The organism is Cupriavidus sp. FW305-46 (assembly GCF_058787075.1).
Genome location: NZ_JBYSZI010000014.1, coordinates 42,751 through 58,587, shown reverse-complemented (window position 1 = coordinate 58,587; position 15,837 = coordinate 42,751). Strand labels below are relative to the sequence as shown.

General features: G+C 66.0%; 15 protein-coding genes, 1 tRNA gene and 1 pseudogene. 10 read left to right on the top strand and 7 right to left on the bottom strand.

Annotated features, from left to right (window positions below):
* Positions 1 to 26 precede the first annotated feature (26 nt).
* The 5 genes from pheT (at position 27) to AC3WON_RS09325 (ending at position 4,113) form a co-directional block, all read left to right on the top strand.
* The gene (gene pheT / locus AC3WON_RS09345; protein WP_492351674.1) at positions 27 to 2,474 is read left to right on the top strand and encodes a phenylalanine--tRNA ligase subunit beta; all 2,448 of its coding nucleotides are present in this window, start codon (positions 27 to 29) and stop codon (positions 2,472 to 2,474) included.
* Positions 2,475 to 2,575: 101 nt separating this feature from the next.
* A complete protein-coding gene (locus tag AC3WON_RS09340) occupies positions 2,576 to 2,986 on the top strand; it encodes an integration host factor subunit alpha (RefSeq protein ID WP_037024300.1) in 411 nt (136 codons plus the stop codon).
* Positions 2,987 to 3,102: 116 nt separating this feature from the next.
* Positions 3,103 to 3,528: a MerR family transcriptional regulator gene (locus AC3WON_RS09335; RefSeq protein ID WP_492320488.1), complete on the top strand. Its 426-nt coding sequence runs from the start codon at positions 3,103 to 3,105 to the stop codon at positions 3,526 to 3,528.
* 55 nt (positions 3,529 to 3,583) lie between these two features.
* Positions 3,584 to 3,660 (top strand) — tRNA-Pro (locus tag AC3WON_RS09330).
* 141 nt (positions 3,661 to 3,801) lie between these two features.
* Positions 3,802 to 4,113, top strand: coding sequence for a hypothetical protein (locus tag AC3WON_RS09325; RefSeq protein WP_492320489.1), 312 nt, complete (start codon positions 3,802 to 3,804; stop codon positions 4,111 to 4,113).
* 551 nt (positions 4,114 to 4,664) lie between these two features.
* On the opposite strand, the pseudogene AC3WON_RS09320 reads toward AC3WON_RS09325, so the two are convergent.
* The 4 genes and pseudogenes from AC3WON_RS09320 to AC3WON_RS09305 all read right to left on the bottom strand — a co-directional run.
* Positions 4,665 to 4,940, bottom strand: a pseudogene (locus AC3WON_RS09320) (BrnA antitoxin family protein); the annotation flags it as partial.
* Positions 4,924 to 5,094: a BrnT family toxin gene (locus AC3WON_RS09315; protein WP_492351673.1), complete on the bottom strand. Its 171-nt coding sequence runs from the start codon at positions 5,092 to 5,094 to the stop codon at positions 4,924 to 4,926. The pseudogene AC3WON_RS09320 and the gene AC3WON_RS09315, both read right to left, overlap by 17 nt.
* A gap of 199 nt (positions 5,095 to 5,293) precedes the next feature.
* Positions 5,294 to 5,800, bottom strand: coding sequence for a cupin domain-containing protein (locus AC3WON_RS09310; protein WP_492351672.1), 507 nt, complete (start codon positions 5,798 to 5,800; stop codon positions 5,294 to 5,296).
* 43 nt (positions 5,801 to 5,843) lie between these two features.
* Positions 5,844 to 6,104, bottom strand: coding sequence for a hypothetical protein (locus AC3WON_RS09305; RefSeq protein WP_492320492.1), 261 nt, complete (start codon positions 6,102 to 6,104; stop codon positions 5,844 to 5,846).
* A 304-nt stretch (positions 6,105 to 6,408) separates the two neighbouring features.
* Here AC3WON_RS09305 and AC3WON_RS09300 point away from each other — a divergent pair, with 304 nt between their 5' ends.
* From AC3WON_RS09300 to AC3WON_RS09285, 4 genes are all read left to right on the top strand, one after another.
* Positions 6,409 to 6,717 (top strand): DUF6566 family protein, encoded by a 309-nt coding sequence (locus tag AC3WON_RS09300; RefSeq protein WP_234788122.1) that lies wholly within the window; start codon positions 6,409 to 6,411, stop codon positions 6,715 to 6,717.
* A gap of 40 nt (positions 6,718 to 6,757) precedes the next feature.
* Positions 6,758 to 6,991 carry a hypothetical protein gene (locus tag AC3WON_RS09295; RefSeq protein ID WP_492320493.1) on the top strand — a complete coding sequence of 78 codons (234 nt, stop codon included), beginning with the start codon at positions 6,758 to 6,760 and terminating at the stop codon, positions 6,989 to 6,991.
* A gap of 91 nt (positions 6,992 to 7,082) precedes the next feature.
* A complete protein-coding gene (locus AC3WON_RS09290; protein WP_010813090.1) occupies positions 7,083 to 7,271 on the top strand; it encodes a hypothetical protein in 189 nt (62 codons plus the stop codon).
* A 102-nt stretch (positions 7,272 to 7,373) separates the two neighbouring features.
* Positions 7,374 to 7,733 carry a hypothetical protein gene (locus AC3WON_RS09285; RefSeq protein ID WP_492320495.1) on the top strand — a complete coding sequence of 120 codons (360 nt, stop codon included), beginning with the start codon at positions 7,374 to 7,376 and terminating at the stop codon, positions 7,731 to 7,733.
* Positions 7,734 to 7,750: 17 nt separating this feature from the next.
* On the opposite strand, the gene AC3WON_RS09280 is transcribed toward AC3WON_RS09285, so the two are convergent.
* Together AC3WON_RS09280 and AC3WON_RS09275 are read right to left on the bottom strand one after the other, a co-directional pair.
* Entirely contained in the window at positions 7,751 to 12,607 is a 4,857-nt protein-coding gene (locus tag AC3WON_RS09280) for an NAD-glutamate dehydrogenase (RefSeq protein WP_492320496.1), read from the bottom strand.
* A 168-nt stretch (positions 12,608 to 12,775) separates the two neighbouring features.
* Positions 12,776 to 13,330, bottom strand: coding sequence for a MarR family transcriptional regulator (locus AC3WON_RS09275; RefSeq protein ID WP_492351671.1), 555 nt, complete (start codon positions 13,328 to 13,330; stop codon positions 12,776 to 12,778).
* 394 nt (positions 13,331 to 13,724) lie between these two features.
* Between AC3WON_RS09275 and scpC the strand changes: the two genes are divergently transcribed.
* Positions 13,725 to 15,242 (top strand): succinyl-CoA:acetate CoA-transferase ScpC, encoded by a 1,518-nt coding sequence (gene scpC, locus AC3WON_RS09270; protein ID WP_492351670.1) that lies wholly within the window; start codon positions 13,725 to 13,727, stop codon positions 15,240 to 15,242.
* An 81-nt stretch (positions 15,243 to 15,323) separates the two neighbouring features.
* Here the strand turns inward: scpC and AC3WON_RS09265 are convergent, their stop codons facing one another.
* Positions 15,324 to 15,647 carry a hypothetical protein gene (locus AC3WON_RS09265; protein ID WP_492351669.1) on the bottom strand — a complete coding sequence of 108 codons (324 nt, stop codon included), beginning with the start codon at positions 15,645 to 15,647 and terminating at the stop codon, positions 15,324 to 15,326.
* Positions 15,648 to 15,837: the final 190 nt, after the last annotated feature.

The following is a 15,837-nucleotide window of genomic DNA, read 5'->3' as shown; positions in this document are numbered from 1 at the left end:
AGAATACTTACCGGATCAGAAGCGCCATGCAATTCTCGGAATCCTGGCTTCGCACCTTCGCCAACCCTGAAAAGATCTCCACCGACGCGCTGTCGCACACGCTGACCATGGCCGGCCTGGAAGTGGAAGAGGTCGGCTCGGTCGCGCCGCCGTTCGACAAGGTGGTGGTCGCGCGCGTGCTGTCGACCGAGCGCCATCCCAACGCCGACCGCCTCAACGTGTGCCAGGTCGATGCCGGCACCGGCGAGACCCTGCAGATCGTCTGCGGCGCGCCCAACGTCAAGCCCGGCATCCTGGTGCCGTGCGCACTGGTCGGCGCCGTGTTGCCGCCGTCCGAGGATGGCGGCAAGCCGTTCGAGATCAAGATCGGCAAGCTGCGCGGCGTGGACAGCTACGGCATGCTGTGCTCGGCGCGCGAACTCAAGCTGTCGGAGGACCACGGTGGCCTGATGGTGCTGCCGGAAGACGCGCCGGTCGGCCAGGACATCCGCCAGTACCTCGACCTGGACGACCAGGTCTTTGTCATCAAGCTGACGCCGAACAAGGCTGACTGCCTGTCGATCCACGGCGTGGCGCGCGAAGTGTCGGCGCTGACCGGCGCTGCGCTGAACCTGCCGGAGATGACGCCGGTGGCGGTGACGATCCAGGACAAGCTGCCGGCCAAGGTGTCGGCGCCGGACCTGTGCGGCCGCTTCTCCGGCCGCGTGATCCGCGGCGTGAATGCGCGCGCGGCCACGCCGGCATGGATGGTGCAGCGCCTGGAGCGCTCGGGCCAGCGCAGTGTTTCCGCGCTGGTCGATATCTCGAACTACGTGATGCTGGAACTGGGCCGTCCGTCGCACGTGTTCGACCTGAGCAAGATCCACGGCGGCCTGGACGTGCGCTGGGGCCGCAAGGGCGAGCAGATCAAGCTGCTCAACGGCAATACCATCGAGGTCGACGAGCAGGTCGGCGTGATCGCCGATGACAAGGAGATCGAAAGCCTGGCCGGCATCATGGGCGGCGACAGCACCGCCGTGACGCTGGACACCACGGACATCTATCTCGAGGCCGCATTCTGGTGGCCCGCTGCGATCCAGGGCCGTGGCCGCCGCTATAACTTCTCGACCGATGCCGGACACCGCTTCGAGCGCGGTGTGGACTACGCTACCACGGTCGAGCATATCGAGCGCATCACCGCGCTGATCCTCGAGATCTGCGGCGGACAGGCCGGCCCGGTGGACGACCACGTGGTCAACCTGCCGCAGCGCAAGCCGGTCAGCCTGCGCGTGGCGCGCGCCGAGCGCGTGCTGGGCATCGAGCTGTCGCCTGCGGCCATCGCCGATGTATTCCAGCGCCTGCAGCTGCCGTTCACGCGCACCCAGGGCGCCGAGGGCGAGGTGTTTGAAGTCACGCCGCCGAGCTACCGCTTCGATATCGAGATCGAGGAAGACCTGATCGAGGAAGTGGCCCGCATCTATGGTTTCGAGCGCATCCCGGCCCGTCCGCCGATCGCCGAAAGCGAGATGCGCCCGACCAACGAGGCCCGCCGCTCCAGCCACGTGGTGCGCCATGCCGTGGCCGCGCGCGACTACCAGGAAGTCATCAACTTCGCCTTCGTCGAAGAGAAGTGGGAGCGCGACTTCGCCGCCAACGACAACCCGATCCGCCTGCTGAACCCGATCGCCAGCCAGCTGGCGGTGATGCGCTCGACGCTGATCGGCGGCCTGGTCGACAAGGTGCGCTACAACCTGAACCGCAAGGCTGCGCGCGTGCGCCTGTTCGAGGTGGGCCGCGTGTTCCATCGCGACGCCAGCGTGAAGGATGGCGGCCTGACGGTGGCCGGCTACGATCAGCCGATGATGGTCGCGGGCATTGCCTATGGCCCGGCGTTCGAAGAGCAGTGGGGCATCCCCGCGCGCAACGTCGACTTCTTCGACATCAAGGGCGATGTCGAGGCACTGTTCCATCCGCGCGTGCCGCGCTTCGAGCCGGTGTCGCACCCGGCGCTGCACCCGGGCCGCGCCGCGCGCGTGCTGCTCGACGGCAAGGCGGTGGGCGTGGTCGGCGAGCTGCATCCGCGCTGGCTGCAGGAATACGAGCTGACGCACGCCCCGGTCGTGTTCGAGCTGGCGCTTGACGCGCTGCGCGACACCGGCCTGCCGGTGTACACCGAGATCTCCAAGTTCCCGGCCGCCGTGCGCGACCTGGCCATGGTCGTGAAGCAATCGGTGCGCGTGCAGGACCTGCTCGACGCCATGCGCGCGGCACTGGAAAAGCAGGGCTACGGCCGCTACTGCCAGAGCCTGGTGCTGTTCGACGAGTTCCGTCCCAAGGGCGCTTCCGCTGCCATTGGCGCGGACGAGAAAAGCCTTGCGTTCCGGGTGACCTTGCAAGATACTGGGTCGACCCTCCAGGACGAAACCGTCGACAGCGCAGTGCGCTGCATGGTCGACGCGCTGACAGAGGCCTTCCAGGCCCGGCTGCGCGGCTGAGCCATCGCCAGTACGCAACAAGTACGCGACGGACACACGATAAACAAGGGCGCCCGGGCTTGCCCCGGGCGGATCGCCAGACACACACTTGAGCGATCGACATGAATGATCGAGACGCGAATTCCATGACCGCTGCAGCACTGGGTGAGATGAGCGACCGGCAGGCTTCCTCCCTTGACGACGCGATGCCGGATGCGCGCGCGACCGAAGTTCCCACGCTGACCAAGGCCGAACTCGCCGAGATGCTGTTCGACCAGGTGGGCCTGAACAAGCGCGAATCGAAGGATATGGTCGAGGCCTTCTTCGACGTCATCCGCGAAGCGCTGGAGCAGGGCGACAGCGTCAAGCTGTCCGGCTTCGGCAATTTCCAGTTGCGCGACAAGCCGCAGCGGCCCGGCCGCAATCCCAAGACCGGCGAAGTCATTCCAATCACCGCTCGCCGCGTGGTCACGTTCCACGCCAGCCAGAAACTCAAGGGCCTGGTGGAAGAACGCGCGGGCATCGTCGGCTGACGCGTCACCCGAACGGCGGATTGCTTCCCGAAGCCGGCATCGGTATGCTTCTGGGCGCGCACCTGGTGTGCGCCAACCGCATGGCCGGCATGGCCTGACGCTCGTCTACACACCACATGTCGGACAAATCCAGCGATCGCATCGCGTTGCCGCCGATTCCGGCCAAGCGCTACTTCACCATCGGTGAGGTGAGCGAGCTTTGCGCCGTCAAGCCGCACGTCCTGCGCTATTGGGAACAGGAGTTCACGCAACTCAAGCCCGTCAAGCGCCGCGGCAACCGCCGCTACTACCAGCACCATGAAGTCCTGCTGATCCGCCGCATCCGCGAACTGCTCTACGAACAGGGCTTCACCATCAACGGCGCGCGCAATCGCCTCGATGAAGGCCGTCATCACAGTGGGGCAGCGGCAGCGCCTGAGGCCGCAGAGGCTGGCGAAGAAAATGCGGCGGCATTGTCGGTCGACATCGGCGGCCTGCGCAATGAACTGGTCGAAGTGCAGCACCTGCTCGCGCAACTGCGGGAGATCGCGAAGCACGGATAATTTCGACGTCGGGAGCTAGTCATACGGGAAATGCTTCTGTTATAATCTTTTGCTTCGGGGCGTAGCGCAGCCTGGTAGCGTACCTGCATGGGGTGCAGGTGGTCGGAGGTTCAAATCCTCTCGCCCCGACCAGACAGAACCCGCTTGGTGAATAGCCAGGCGGGTTTTTTATTTTCTGCGTGGAAATGGCCGGCCAGTGCGGTAACGCTTTGATACAGCCGTCGCCGATGCCCGTTGCTATGCTCTGCCATCCTCCCGACCGATTCCCCACTTATGTTCCGAAAGCTCTGTGTGGCTACCCTTGCGCTCCTCTGGCTGACGGCCGCGGCTGCCGCACGCGCCGATGACCGCGGCTACCCGAGCGCATATCGTGGCGGTGAGTACCAAGAGAAATTCCGTAGCGGCCCTTGTGAAATCGAACGCGAACAGAAGCGCGATGGCGAATACAAGGAAGAGCGCAAATGCAAGGGCGGCCCGCGTGGCTATGAGCGGAAGCAGAAGTACCGCGACGGCCCTTGCCTGATCGAGCGCGAATGGAAGGACGACGGTGAATACGAAGAGAAGGTCGAATGCAAGCGTGGATAAGTGCATGACCTTTCGGCCCGCCATGCGCGGCGCTGGCTGTTACTGCGAAAAGCAGGCCCGCTTTCTACCTAACCTGTTGCAACGATAGCGATCGCTGCTGTCGTTCTTACTTTTCCTGTGGAGCTTGCGCCATATATGCGCAACGCACGCAAGCACTCGGACGCCCGGGAAGGGCAGGTCGCCGATTGCATCAGCGAGCTTGGTTGGACGCGGCCGGTGCTGGCTGACTCCGGGTAGCCCGCCAAGCTGCCCTATTGGACCGCATCCAATACTCAGGCATGGTGTGGCTCTGACATAGGCCAAAGGTCTTCTCGCTGGACCAGGGAATCGGCTTCGCTGTCGGTGAGACTGTCACTCACAAAGAACTCGCGGCGTTCGACGTTGTTTCCAATGGCACGTTCGAGGGTTACCCGACGATACGTTGCCTGATGCGCAGGGTCGTTCGCGAAGGCTGTTACCGGGCGATAGGTGAGAACGGATGACAAGGTGTTGGGGTTGTCACGGACCGTGGTTCCATGCAGTGGGCCCCCAACGTAGGTAATGTCCATGGCCTGTTGAAGCGCAACGTTCAGCGTTGCGTTCATCAGCGTCTGCCAACCTTCCCCGCTGGCGCGGAATGCATCCAGTATGTCCGCGTCATAGCGAATGCTCACCAGTTCCTTGGTGCTGGCGAGCCTGGGTCGACCGCGGCCGCGCTTGCCGAGCGGCTTCATGGCCTGCATCTCTTTCGCCGAGACCTCGTACGTGTCCGGATCCGCAGCGATGCCGCGGTTGATGGCCGCGTCCTCTTCGTCGGTCGGCACGACGATCTTAGGCTTGGTCGACATAGTTCCTTGCCTCGCGTTTGTTGGCCTTGCGCAGGCTGATGATATGCATTGCATTCCCGCGCTGGGTGAACACCACGCAATAGATGCGCTCATCAATGACGCCGAGTGATGTCCATGCAGAATAATTGTAGCTGCAAATAATGGGTGGGCCCAAGATTATCTGTGCTGCAGGATATGAATCCGCATCCTGAGTGCCTGTTGGGCTATACGCGCTGCTCGACCGTTGCCAGAAAAGGCGGCGAGATACCCGGGTTCTCCCGTCATGGCGCGCCGGTACCCTGGCTTAGACTGGTCCCGCTGTACTCACCAGCCCGCCCGCACCCCGCCGCCGCGGGCTGTTTTTTGGGTGGAGGCTAGCGCGCCAGCCTGCGCAACAGCGCGTCATGTCCGCTTGCCAGGCCGGCAAGCGCCGTTGCGTCGGCCAGTTCGAATTCGCTGAACTGGAAGGCTGGTGCCACGGTGCAGCCGACCAGGGCGAAGTCCATGCCATCGGCCATATCCACGCGTTCGGCGGCAAACCATTGGCCGGCGGGCACCATTGCCTGGAAGGCCGCGCCGGGATGCCGCAGCGGGTCGCCCAGGCGCTGCGTGACGATGGTGCCGTCCACGATCCGGTGCACGTCCACGGGGGAGCCTGCGTGGTAGTGCCAGAGTTCGTCGGACCGGATGCGATGCCACGCGGAATAGTCGTTGCCGCACAGCATGTAGTGGATCGCGGTGCAGGCTGCGCGTGTGCGATCGTCCTGGCAGACGACCTGCTCTTCGCCGCGATAGGTCTCGCGGTAGTAGCCGCCTTCCGGATGCGGCTGCAGGTCGAGCGAGCGGATCAGTTGGCTGGCGGTCGGGCTGAGGTCTGGCATGTGGGCAAGCGGCGTGGCGCATCGGCGATGCGGAAGCCGTAGCTTAAAGCAGTGCGAAGCGTGCCTGGCCGGGGCCGACGAGGGTGGGGCGGCTGACCGGGTAGCGGTGACGGGTGCCCTGGGCGTCGAAGGACAGGAAATCCGGCGTCCAGCGCAGGGCCTGCAACTGGAGTGGCTCGATGCCGTCGACGAGGATGGCGCCGGCGTCCACGCAGACACTGCCGCAAGGCAGGCGCAGGGATTCGCTGTCGTCGCCGAAGTAGTAGGCCTCGAGCAGGATGGAATCGGACTGGTACAAGGGCATGGGCAGTATCCGAATACTGTATGGATGTACAGTATAGCTCTGGCCAGCGCTTCGGTCATCCCCGACGATTCTCATTTTCGTGCGCCGCCACACCCTGCGGCGCTGTGCCATTGCCGCGTGGAAGTTGGTGGCAAGCGGTGTCGGCCTGTATTGGTATAACCTGAAAGCGATGCCGGTCGCACAGCATGGTCGTGCCAGGACCGGCAGGGTCGCTGCGGGGGATGCCATGGCGAGGTGCGGGAGCAGGGCTTGCTGGTTTGGTTTGGGCGTGGTGCTGGGCGCGGCGGTGGGCGGTGCCTGCGCCATGCTGGTGCGCACGGCCGCGGAGCGGCGGGTGCTGCGCCAGCCCGATGTGCCGCTGGTGCCGTCCGATCCCACCGCGGATCAGGCGCTGACCGATACTGCCACTGACGTGGTGGAGTACGGCGGCTTCGTGATCCACGTGTATTGCCACGCGCTGGGCATGGGGCGATTCAAGGCCCTGTGCGATATCTGGGAGTCGGGCGCCGTGGTGCTGGAGGGCGGCGCGCCGCCGGCCACGCACGCCACGCCCGAAGATGCGCGCGCCGCGGCGATTTCGTGGGCGCGGCAATGGGTGCAGCACAATGGCTGAGGGCGCCGGCGCGCAATCATCGCCATGACAGGAGATGCCGATGCACGCCTGTGACCTGTGTCATCAGCTGGTGGGCGAACCGTCCAGCGTGCCGCCACACGAGCACCTGGCTGCCTCGGGCATTGCGGCCATGAGCAACCGGTGCAAGGTCGACAGCCGCTGGCGCTGCACCGGCTGCGGCGCCTGGATGTACCAGAGCACGGCATTGGGTGAGCCGCCGAATATGTGGCGAATGGGCGCGCGCCCGGTCGACTGGCCTGATAATCACGGCTGAGCAGGCATGGCCGCGCCGCCACCGGGCAGTGCGGCCATGCCCCGTATCGCGCCCGGCTCAGGCTCTCGGGCGTCTGTTTCAAGGAGATTTCATGTTTGTTTGTGGGAACCAGGCTTGCGGTGCGCGCTGGGAGCCGAATGAGGTGCAGATCCGCAATGAAGGGCAGGGTCCCGTGTTCCGTTGCCCGCAGTGCGGCGCACGCAATCACGTCCAGGCACGCACCGCGCGCGACGGCAGCACGGTCTACCGCCAGGTGGCGGCGAAGCCGGTACCGCGCTAGCCCGGATCGGCGGACGGCAAGCCATGTCACCCCACGCATGTGGGGTCAAATCCACATGGTTGCCGCCTTAAGCTTGCTCAGGCGGGACCGTTATACACAATCATGGACTTTGCCGACCTTCCTCAAGACTCTGCCTCCAATGCTGAACGCATGGGCTGGGCGAACGCTTCGCCGGAAGTGATCGCCAAGGTATTGAATTCAGCACTGGCAGCGCAGGACCTCTCAGGGTTTGCCGCGCTGCTGTCGGATATCGCGCGTGACCGCGGCCTCAAGGGCGAGCGTGCCGCGCACCAGTCGATCTACGACATGCCGTACGCCAGCCTGCTGCCCAGGCAGAAACACCTGCTTTCCGATGCCTTCGACCTGCTGGTCCTGCTCGGGCTGGAACTGCGCCCGCGTGGCGCCGGCGCCGGCATCGGTGACGATGCGGACCTCGACACGGACGCGGAAGCAGACGAATAAGCGCGGGCTGGCCAGCGCTATGCGCGTTCCAGCATGCCGATCTCGCGCACCGCGACCGACAGCATCGACAGCCCCGCAGCCCCCGAGGCGCGCTGGTCGGCCAGCATGCGCGTAAAGCGTTCCAGCGCGCCATGACGGCTGGAGCGCCAGGCATCGATCATGGCTTCGGGCGTATCCAGTTCACCCGCCTGTGACAGCACGCTGACGGTCAGTGCGCGCTTGAGCCGCCCCAGGTCTTCCAGCGTGGTGGTGCGTGCCAGCAGGTCCCAGTGCGTGTCCGATGGCAGCGCCAGCGCGCGCTCGCGCAGCCAGCTGAAGCTCAGGTGGCTGTCCAGCGCGAAATAAACCCCCGCCACCAGGTCCAGGCTGCGTTCGCATGCGGTGGCCACTTCGGCGATATCGAGCGCGGCGGCGGAGATCTCGCTGCCGGCCACGCGCACAGCCAGCGCTTCGTCGACCCCTGCATCCGTCAAGGCCCGGGTGCGCTCTGACAGTGCCGTCGCATCGGCCGGCGGCAGCAGCCGCGGCAGTTGCGGGGCCAGCCATTGCGCGGCCTGGGCAAAGCGCGCCAGGTCCTCGGCGGCCTTGCTGCCGCTGCGCAGATAGCGGATGAACCACAGGCACGCGCGCTCCAGCAGCAGCGCCACGGCCCCGAACATGCGCGCCTGCTCGGCATCGGCCACACGGTTGTCCAGCGCATCGATCTCCTGCCACAGGGTGGTCAGGCCGAAGACATCGCGTGCGATCAGGCAGGCGCGCACGATATCGGCCGGGCGTGCGTCGGTCTCTTCCATGATCCGGTGCACGAAGGTGGCGCCGATACGGTTGACCAGCATATTGGTCAGGTGCGTCGACAGGATCTCGCGCCGCAGCGGGTGGCGCTGCATCGCGTCGGCGTAACGCTGGCGCAGCGGCACCGGGAAATAGTCCGACAGCAGTCCGGCGACCAGCGTGTCTTCCGGCACGTCGGAGGCCAGCAGTTCGTCGTACAGCCACATCTTGCTGTAGGCAAGCAGCACGGCACGCTCGGGCGATGCCAGGCCTTCATCGGCCAGCTTGCGCTCGGCGATTTCTTCCTCCGAAGGCAGGAACTCCAGCGGCCGGTTGAGCCGTCCGGCGCGCTCCAGCCAGCGCACCAGGCGCGCCTCGCCGTCGAGCAGCGCGGGGCTGCTGCGCCCGGCCACGGACAGTGCCTGGGTCTGGTAGTAGTTGTCCTGCAGCACCAGCAGGCCGACCTCGTCGGTCATCTCGGCCAGCAGCTTATTGCGCTGCTTCTCGGTCATTTCGCCGTCGGCAACCACCAGCCCGAGCAGGATCTTGATATTGACCTCGTGGTCCGAGCAGTCCACCCCGGCCGAGTTGTCGATGGCGTCGGTGTTGATGCGCCCGCCCTTGCGCGCGAACTCGATGCGGCCCAGCTGGGTGAAGCCGAGATTGCCGCCTTCGCCGACCACCTTGCAGCGCAGGTCATTGCCGTTGACACGCACCGCGTCGTTGGTGCGGTCGCCGGCCTGCAGGTGGGTTTCCTGGCTGGACTTGACGTAGGTGCCGATGCCGCCGTTGTAGAGCAGGTCGACCGGCGCCATCAGGATGGCGTGGATCAGCTCGGCCGGCGACAGCGTGGCTGCCGTGACCCCCAGCACCGCCTGCACCTGCGGCGACAGCGCGATGGTCTTGGCGCTGCGCGGATAGATGCCGCCGCCGGCGGAGATCAGCGTGGCGTCGTAGTCGGCCCAGCTGGAGCGGGGCAGGCCGAACAGCCGCGTGCGCTCCTGCAGGCTCCTTGCCGTGTCCGGGTCGGGATCGAGGAAGATATGCCGGTGGTCGAAAGCCGCCACCAGCCGGATATGCGGCGACAGCAGCATGCCGTTGCCGAACACGTCGCCCGACATGTCGCCGATGCCGGCCACGGTGAAGTCCGTGGTCTGGATATCGACACCCATCTCGCGGAAATGCCGCTTGACCGATTCCCACGCACCGCGCGCGGTAATGCCCATCTTCTTGTGGTCATAGCCGACCGAGCCCCCGGACGCAAAGGCATCGCCCAGCCAGAAGCCGTATTCGGCGGAGATCGCGTTGGCGAAGTCGGAGAACGTCGCGGTGCCCTTGTCGGCGGCGACCACCAGGTAGGGGTCGTTGTCGTCGTGGCGCACCACCTCGGGTGGCGGCACCAGCTGGCCGCCGACGAGGTTGTCGGTCAGGTCCAGCAGCCCGCGCAGGAAGGTCTGGTAGCAGGCAATGCCCTCCTGCAGGAATGCATCGCGGTCGGTGGGCGGGGGCGGGCGCTTGACCACGAAGCCGCCCTTGGAGCCCACCGGAACGATCACCGTGTTCTTGACCATCTGCGCCTTCATCAGGCCCAGCACTTCAGTGCGGAAGTCCTCGCGCCGGTCTGACCAGCGCAGTCCGCCGCGGGCCACGCGCCCGCCGCGCAGGTGCACGCCCTCAACGCGCGGCGAGTAGACCCAGATCTCGAACATCGGGCGCGGCTCGGGCAGGCCGGGGACCAGCGCGGGATTGAACTTGAACGACACATACGGGCGCGGCTGGCCTTCCTCGCCGCGGTGGAAATAGTTGGTGCGCACGGTGGCGTTGATCACGCCCAGGAAGAGCCGCAGGATGCGGTCCTCATCCAGGTTGGGCACCTTGTCCAGCGCCGCGCCGATATCGGCCAGCAGCTTGTCGCAGCGCGCCTGGCGGGCGGTGTCGGTGGCAACCTCGCTGAAGGTGTCGAAGCGCGCCACGAACAGGCCGACCAGCATGGCGGCAATGGCCGCGTTGCCGGTCAGCGCGCGCTCGATATAGGCGTCACTGAAGGTCGAGCCCACCTGGCGCAGGTAGCGGGCATAGGCGCGCAGGATGGTGACGTCGCGTGCGGCCAGCTCGGCGCGCAGCACCAGGCGGTTGAAGTCATCGTTCTCGATCTCGCCGTGCCAGGCGCGCGCGAAGGCATCCTCGAACAAGGCCTTGACGCGCGCGATGTCGAATTCCGCCGCGCTGCCGCTGTCGGCAATCTCCAGCCCGAAGTCGTGCACCCATACCGGCGCGCCGCTGTCGGGTTCGATCAGGTAGGGGCGCTCTTCATCCACGCGCACGCCCAGGTGTTCCAGCATGGGCAGGCTGTGCGACAGCGCGATCGGCTCGCCGGCACGGTACACCTTGAAGCGGAACACCCCCGGCGCGGCCTCGATCGGCCGGTACAGGTTCATCGCCATGCCGTTGCCGCGCAGCGCGTGCTCCATCAGCTCGATATCGCGCACCGCGGTGCGGGCCGGGTAGTCCTCACGGTAGCCGGCGGGGAACGAGCCGCCGTAGCGCTGCAGCAGCCGGTTGCCTTGCTCTTCGCCGTGGCTTTCATGCAGGGCTTCAGCGAGATCGTCCTGCCAGCGGCGGCTGGCGTGCACGATGCGCGCCTCCAGCTCGCGCGTATCAACGTGCGGCATGGTGCCGGGCTCGCCGCGCACGGTGAGCTGGATGCGCGCCAGCGGCGACTCGGACAGCAGTGGCGTGAACTCGCAACTGGTGCCGTGGAAAGCCGCGGTCAGCAGCTTCTGGATCTTCTGGCGCAGGTCGGTGTTGTACTTGTCGCGCGGCACGAACACCAGGCACGAGACAAAGCGGTCGAAGCGGTCGCGCCGCACAAAGAGCCGGGTGCGCTGGTGTTCCTGCAGCCGCAGGATGCCGGTGGTGATGTCGAACAGTTCGTCCTCGGTGGCCTGGAACAGTTCATCGCGCGGATATTGCTCAAGGATGGTCACCATCGACTTGTACAGGTGCCCCTTGGCCAGGAAGCCCGCGCGCGCCAGGATATTGGCGCACTTGCGCCGCACCAGCGGAATTTCCGCGATCGGCGCCATATAGGCAGTCGAGGTGTACAGGCCGACAAAGCGCCGCTCGCCGAACAGCTGCCCGTTTTCATCGAGCAGCTTGACGCCGATATAGTCGAGATAGCCCGGCCGGTGCACGGTGGCGCGCGAATTGGCCTTGGTCAGGAAGATCGGCGAGGCCCCTTCGATGATCGCGGTGGCCGCGGCGGGCAGCAGCGTGAGGTCTTCGGCATCAGGCTCGCGCAGGCTTTCGCGCAGGATGCCCGCGCCCGAGCCCGGCACGCCGCGCAGGAAGTAGCGGCCGTCCTGCGACACCAGCTGGTAGTCACGCTGGCCGAGGAAGGAGAAGTGGTCATCCATCATCCAGTCCAGGAAGGCGCGCGCTTCGGCGCTTTCCGGCGAGGCCGCGTCGGGCGCCTGCGCCATCGCGGCGATGGTGGCCTGGGTGATGTCGCACATCTTCGGCCAGTCTTCCACCGCCGCGCGCACGTCGACCAGCACCTGCGCAATGGCGCTGCGCAGCGCTTCCAGCCGCGCGGCCTCGCCGCTGCGGTCGATCTCGAAATGGATAAACGATTCCAGGCGCGAACTGTCCCCGGTCTCGCCGGCGCCACCCGGGGCGATCCGCTCGATGCCGCCGCGCGCGTCGCGCCAGACCCGGAACACGGGATGGATGGCCGAGTGCAGCGCCAGTCCCTGCCGGTTGATCTCCATCGTCACCGAGTCGACCAGGAAGGGCATGTCGTCATTGACGATCTCGACCACGGTGTGGTCCGAGTGCCAGCCGTGCTCTTCCAGGTTGGGGTTGTAGACGCGGATGCGCGCACTGCCGGGGGTGAATTTCTGGGCGGTCTGCCAGTGCGCCATCACGGCGCCGTAGAGATCGTCGACGTCGCGCTGGAGCAGGTCCTCGGCGTCGGCCTGGTCGTAGTAGTGCAGCAGGAAGGGCTCGACCACGGCGAACATCGCCGCCGGCAGCCGCTCGCGCGCGAAGCTGGCCAGTTCGTCCAGCAGGTGCGCGACCTTGTCTTCGTTCTCCTGCGGCATGATCCCTCCTCGCGGTGTCGATGGGCGGCCCGCGGCATGTGCCGGGGCATGCTCATACTTTAGGAAAAAACCGCTTGCCCGGCGCAAGAAAAGTGGCGGGTATGACGATGGCGCGTGAAGAAAGGTGGGCGGCTCCCGCTGCTGCCCGCGGGACGGCTTGCGCGGCGCTCAGAGGCGCGTGGCGGCGAGGGTGGGGCAAGAGGTGGGGCGGTGCGCGACCGGCGGCAGGCCGGGGCAATGCGAGGGCGCGGCAGCCGTCTCCTGCCGGGCGGCTTCGGTGCCGGCGCGAACCTGGCGCGTGGTGTGGTCGCTCAGCGTGGTCTTCATCCGCTCCAGCAGGGTGCCCAGCGCAGCACGCTCTTGCGGACTGAACGCTGCCACCGACACGCTGTGCAGCGCGCTGAGGGCCTGCGCGGTGCGCTGCAGCCGGTTGGCTGCGCTTGCTGCAATGCGGGGCGCCTGGGTGCCGGCGTATTCGACCCAGCCGTCGCGCTGCAGTTCATCCAGCATCTTCTCGGAACGAGCGGCATCGATCGGCATCGGGCCCGTCAAGGGCGAGCCGCGCACGAACGCATCCTGGCGGATGGCCCGCAGCAGCAGCCACTGGGCGTAGTTCAGGCCAGAGGCGCACAGCGTCTGTTCCAACGCACCCTGCCAGGCGGTTACGGCATCAACCAGGGCAAGGACAACCGGCTCGCTGGGTTCGAGGGGTCTTGGCTGCATGAATGGCGTCTCCTGTTTTGGTTTGCCGCCACTGCGATGCGCTGGCATCCGTCGTGCGGGTACCAGGGGCCGGAGCATGGCCGGCCCGGGCGGCACGGACGCCGCAGCCTCTCTGGCGGGGCACGGTCGACCGATGGGCCAGACACTACCAGAATCTTTTGCCGGAATTGTGACAGGTCGGGAATGCCCTGTGGCACCACAGGGACATAGTATCCCGCACGACCCCTGGCATGGCTTTGACTATGAATAAAGCGACTGGAAGCCATGACTTTAAATCACAGCCAGAATATATGCGGCTGGCTACACTGACTGCCGGAGACCCCGCCAACGAGCCTTCAGGCCAGCAGGGGCGCGCGGCGCGGGCACGGGCCCGGCCGCCAGACCGGAGATAAGGATGTACAAGGAACGCATTCGCCTGGCCAGGCTGCACGACAAGGTAGTCTCGGCCGACGAAGCCGCCGCGCTGATCCGCGATGGCATGACGGTTGGCATGAGCGGTTTCACGCGCGCGGGCGACTGCAAGGAAGTCCCGTTTGCGCTGGCGCGGCGCGCGGCCACCGAGCCGCTGCGCATCACCCTGATGACCGGCGCGTCGCTGGGCAATGACATCGATCGGGTATTGGCCGAGGCGGACGTGATTGCGCGCCGCCTGCCGTTCCAGTCCGACGCGACGCTGCGCCGCAAGATCAACGCAGGCGAAGTGATGTTCATCGACCAGCACCTGTCCGAGACCGTGGAGCAACTGCGCTCCGGCCAGATCGCACCGGTGGACGTTGCCGTGGTGGAAGCGGTGGCGATTACCGAGCAGGGCGGCATCATCCCCAGCACCTCGGTCGGCAACTCGGCCAGCTTCGCCATGCTGGCGCGCAAGGTGATCGTCGAGATCAACCTGAACATGCCGCTGGAGCTGGAAGGGCTGCACGACATCTACTTCCCGGTGCAGCGCCCGTACCGCCAGCCGATCCCGCTGATTGCGCCCGAGCAGCGCATTGGCCTGCCGTATATCCCCATCGATCCCGAGAAGATCGCGGCCATCGTCATCACCGCCAAGGACGATAGCCCGTCCAACGCGCTGCCGCCGGATGCCGATACCCGCAATATCGCCGGCCATCTCAACGATTTCCTGCTGCGCGAAGTCCGCGCCGGCAGGCTCTCGCCCTCGCTGCAGCCGCTGCAGGCGGGCATTGGCACCATTGCCAACGCGGTGTTGCACGGCATGGTCGATTCACCGTTCCGTGACCTGCAGATGTATTCCGAGGTGCTGCAGGACAGCACCATCGAACTTCTGGATGCGGGGCGGCTGGCGTTTGCCTCGGCCTCTTCGGTGACGCTGACGCGCGAGGTGTACCAGCGCTTCCTGTCGAACCTGGACCGCTATCGCTCGCGCCTGCTGCTGCGTCCGCAGGAGATCAGCAACCATCCTGAGATCCTGCGCCGGCTCGGGCTGATTACCATCAACACGGCACTGGAGTGCGACATCTACGGCAACGTCAACTCCACGCATGTGGGGGGCACGCACATGATGAACGGCATCGGTGGCTCCGGCGATTTTGCGCGCAATGCGCACCTGTCGGTATTCGTGACCAAGGCGGTGGCCAAGGGCGGCGATATCTCGAGCATCGTGCCGATGGTGGCGCACGTGGACCATACCGAGCACGACGTCGACATCATCGTCACCGAGCACGGCCTGGCCGACCTGCGCGGCCTGGCGCCGCGCGAACGCGCGCGCACGGTCATCGACAACTGTGCCGACCCGCAATACCGCGAGCTGCTGGGCGACTACTTCCGGCGCGCCAGCACCCATGGCGGCCAGACCCCGCACCTGCTGGAAGAGGCGCTGTCCTGGCATGTCGGCTTCCGCGACCGCGGCACCATGCTGCCCGCGCAGCCGGCCCAGGCGATGGCTGCCTGAGCGCCGCCTCCGCCAAAAAGCAAAACAGCCCGCGCAAGCGGGCTGTTTGCCTTGGTGCCGCCGGTTGGAGGCGGGGCAGGCTTACTGCGCCTTGCCGCCCTGGCTGGCAGGCGCCTTGGCGCCGTCGGTGTACGGATCGAACTTGCCGGACTTGGCGCCATCCGTGTTCGGGTCGAACTTCTTGCCCGAGTTGGTCAGGTCCGACTTGGTCGATTGCTTGGCGCCATCGGTGTACGGGTCGAACTTGCCGGATTTGGCGGGGTTCTGGTTCGGGCTGGCCTTCTTGGTGTGGCTGCCACCGTAGAGATCGCCGCCTTCGGTGTAGTTCTTCTGCGCATAGACCTGCGTCGCGCCCAGCGCGGCCAGTGCTGCAACGATCAGGGTCGAAACGGTCTTCTTCAGCATCTTGCTTATCCTCGCGATTGACGGTCGCGCAGCGCCTGCGCGAATCCGGTTTTGGGGCCGAGCTTGGCCGGTGACGGCCGGGCACATGTGGCGGAACACCCGGTTAATGTACCGAGTCAGCGCTTGTCCGCAAAGTGAAAGTTTCTTCTACAAGTATTGAATACCGATGGCGTTGCCTGCGTACTGCGCC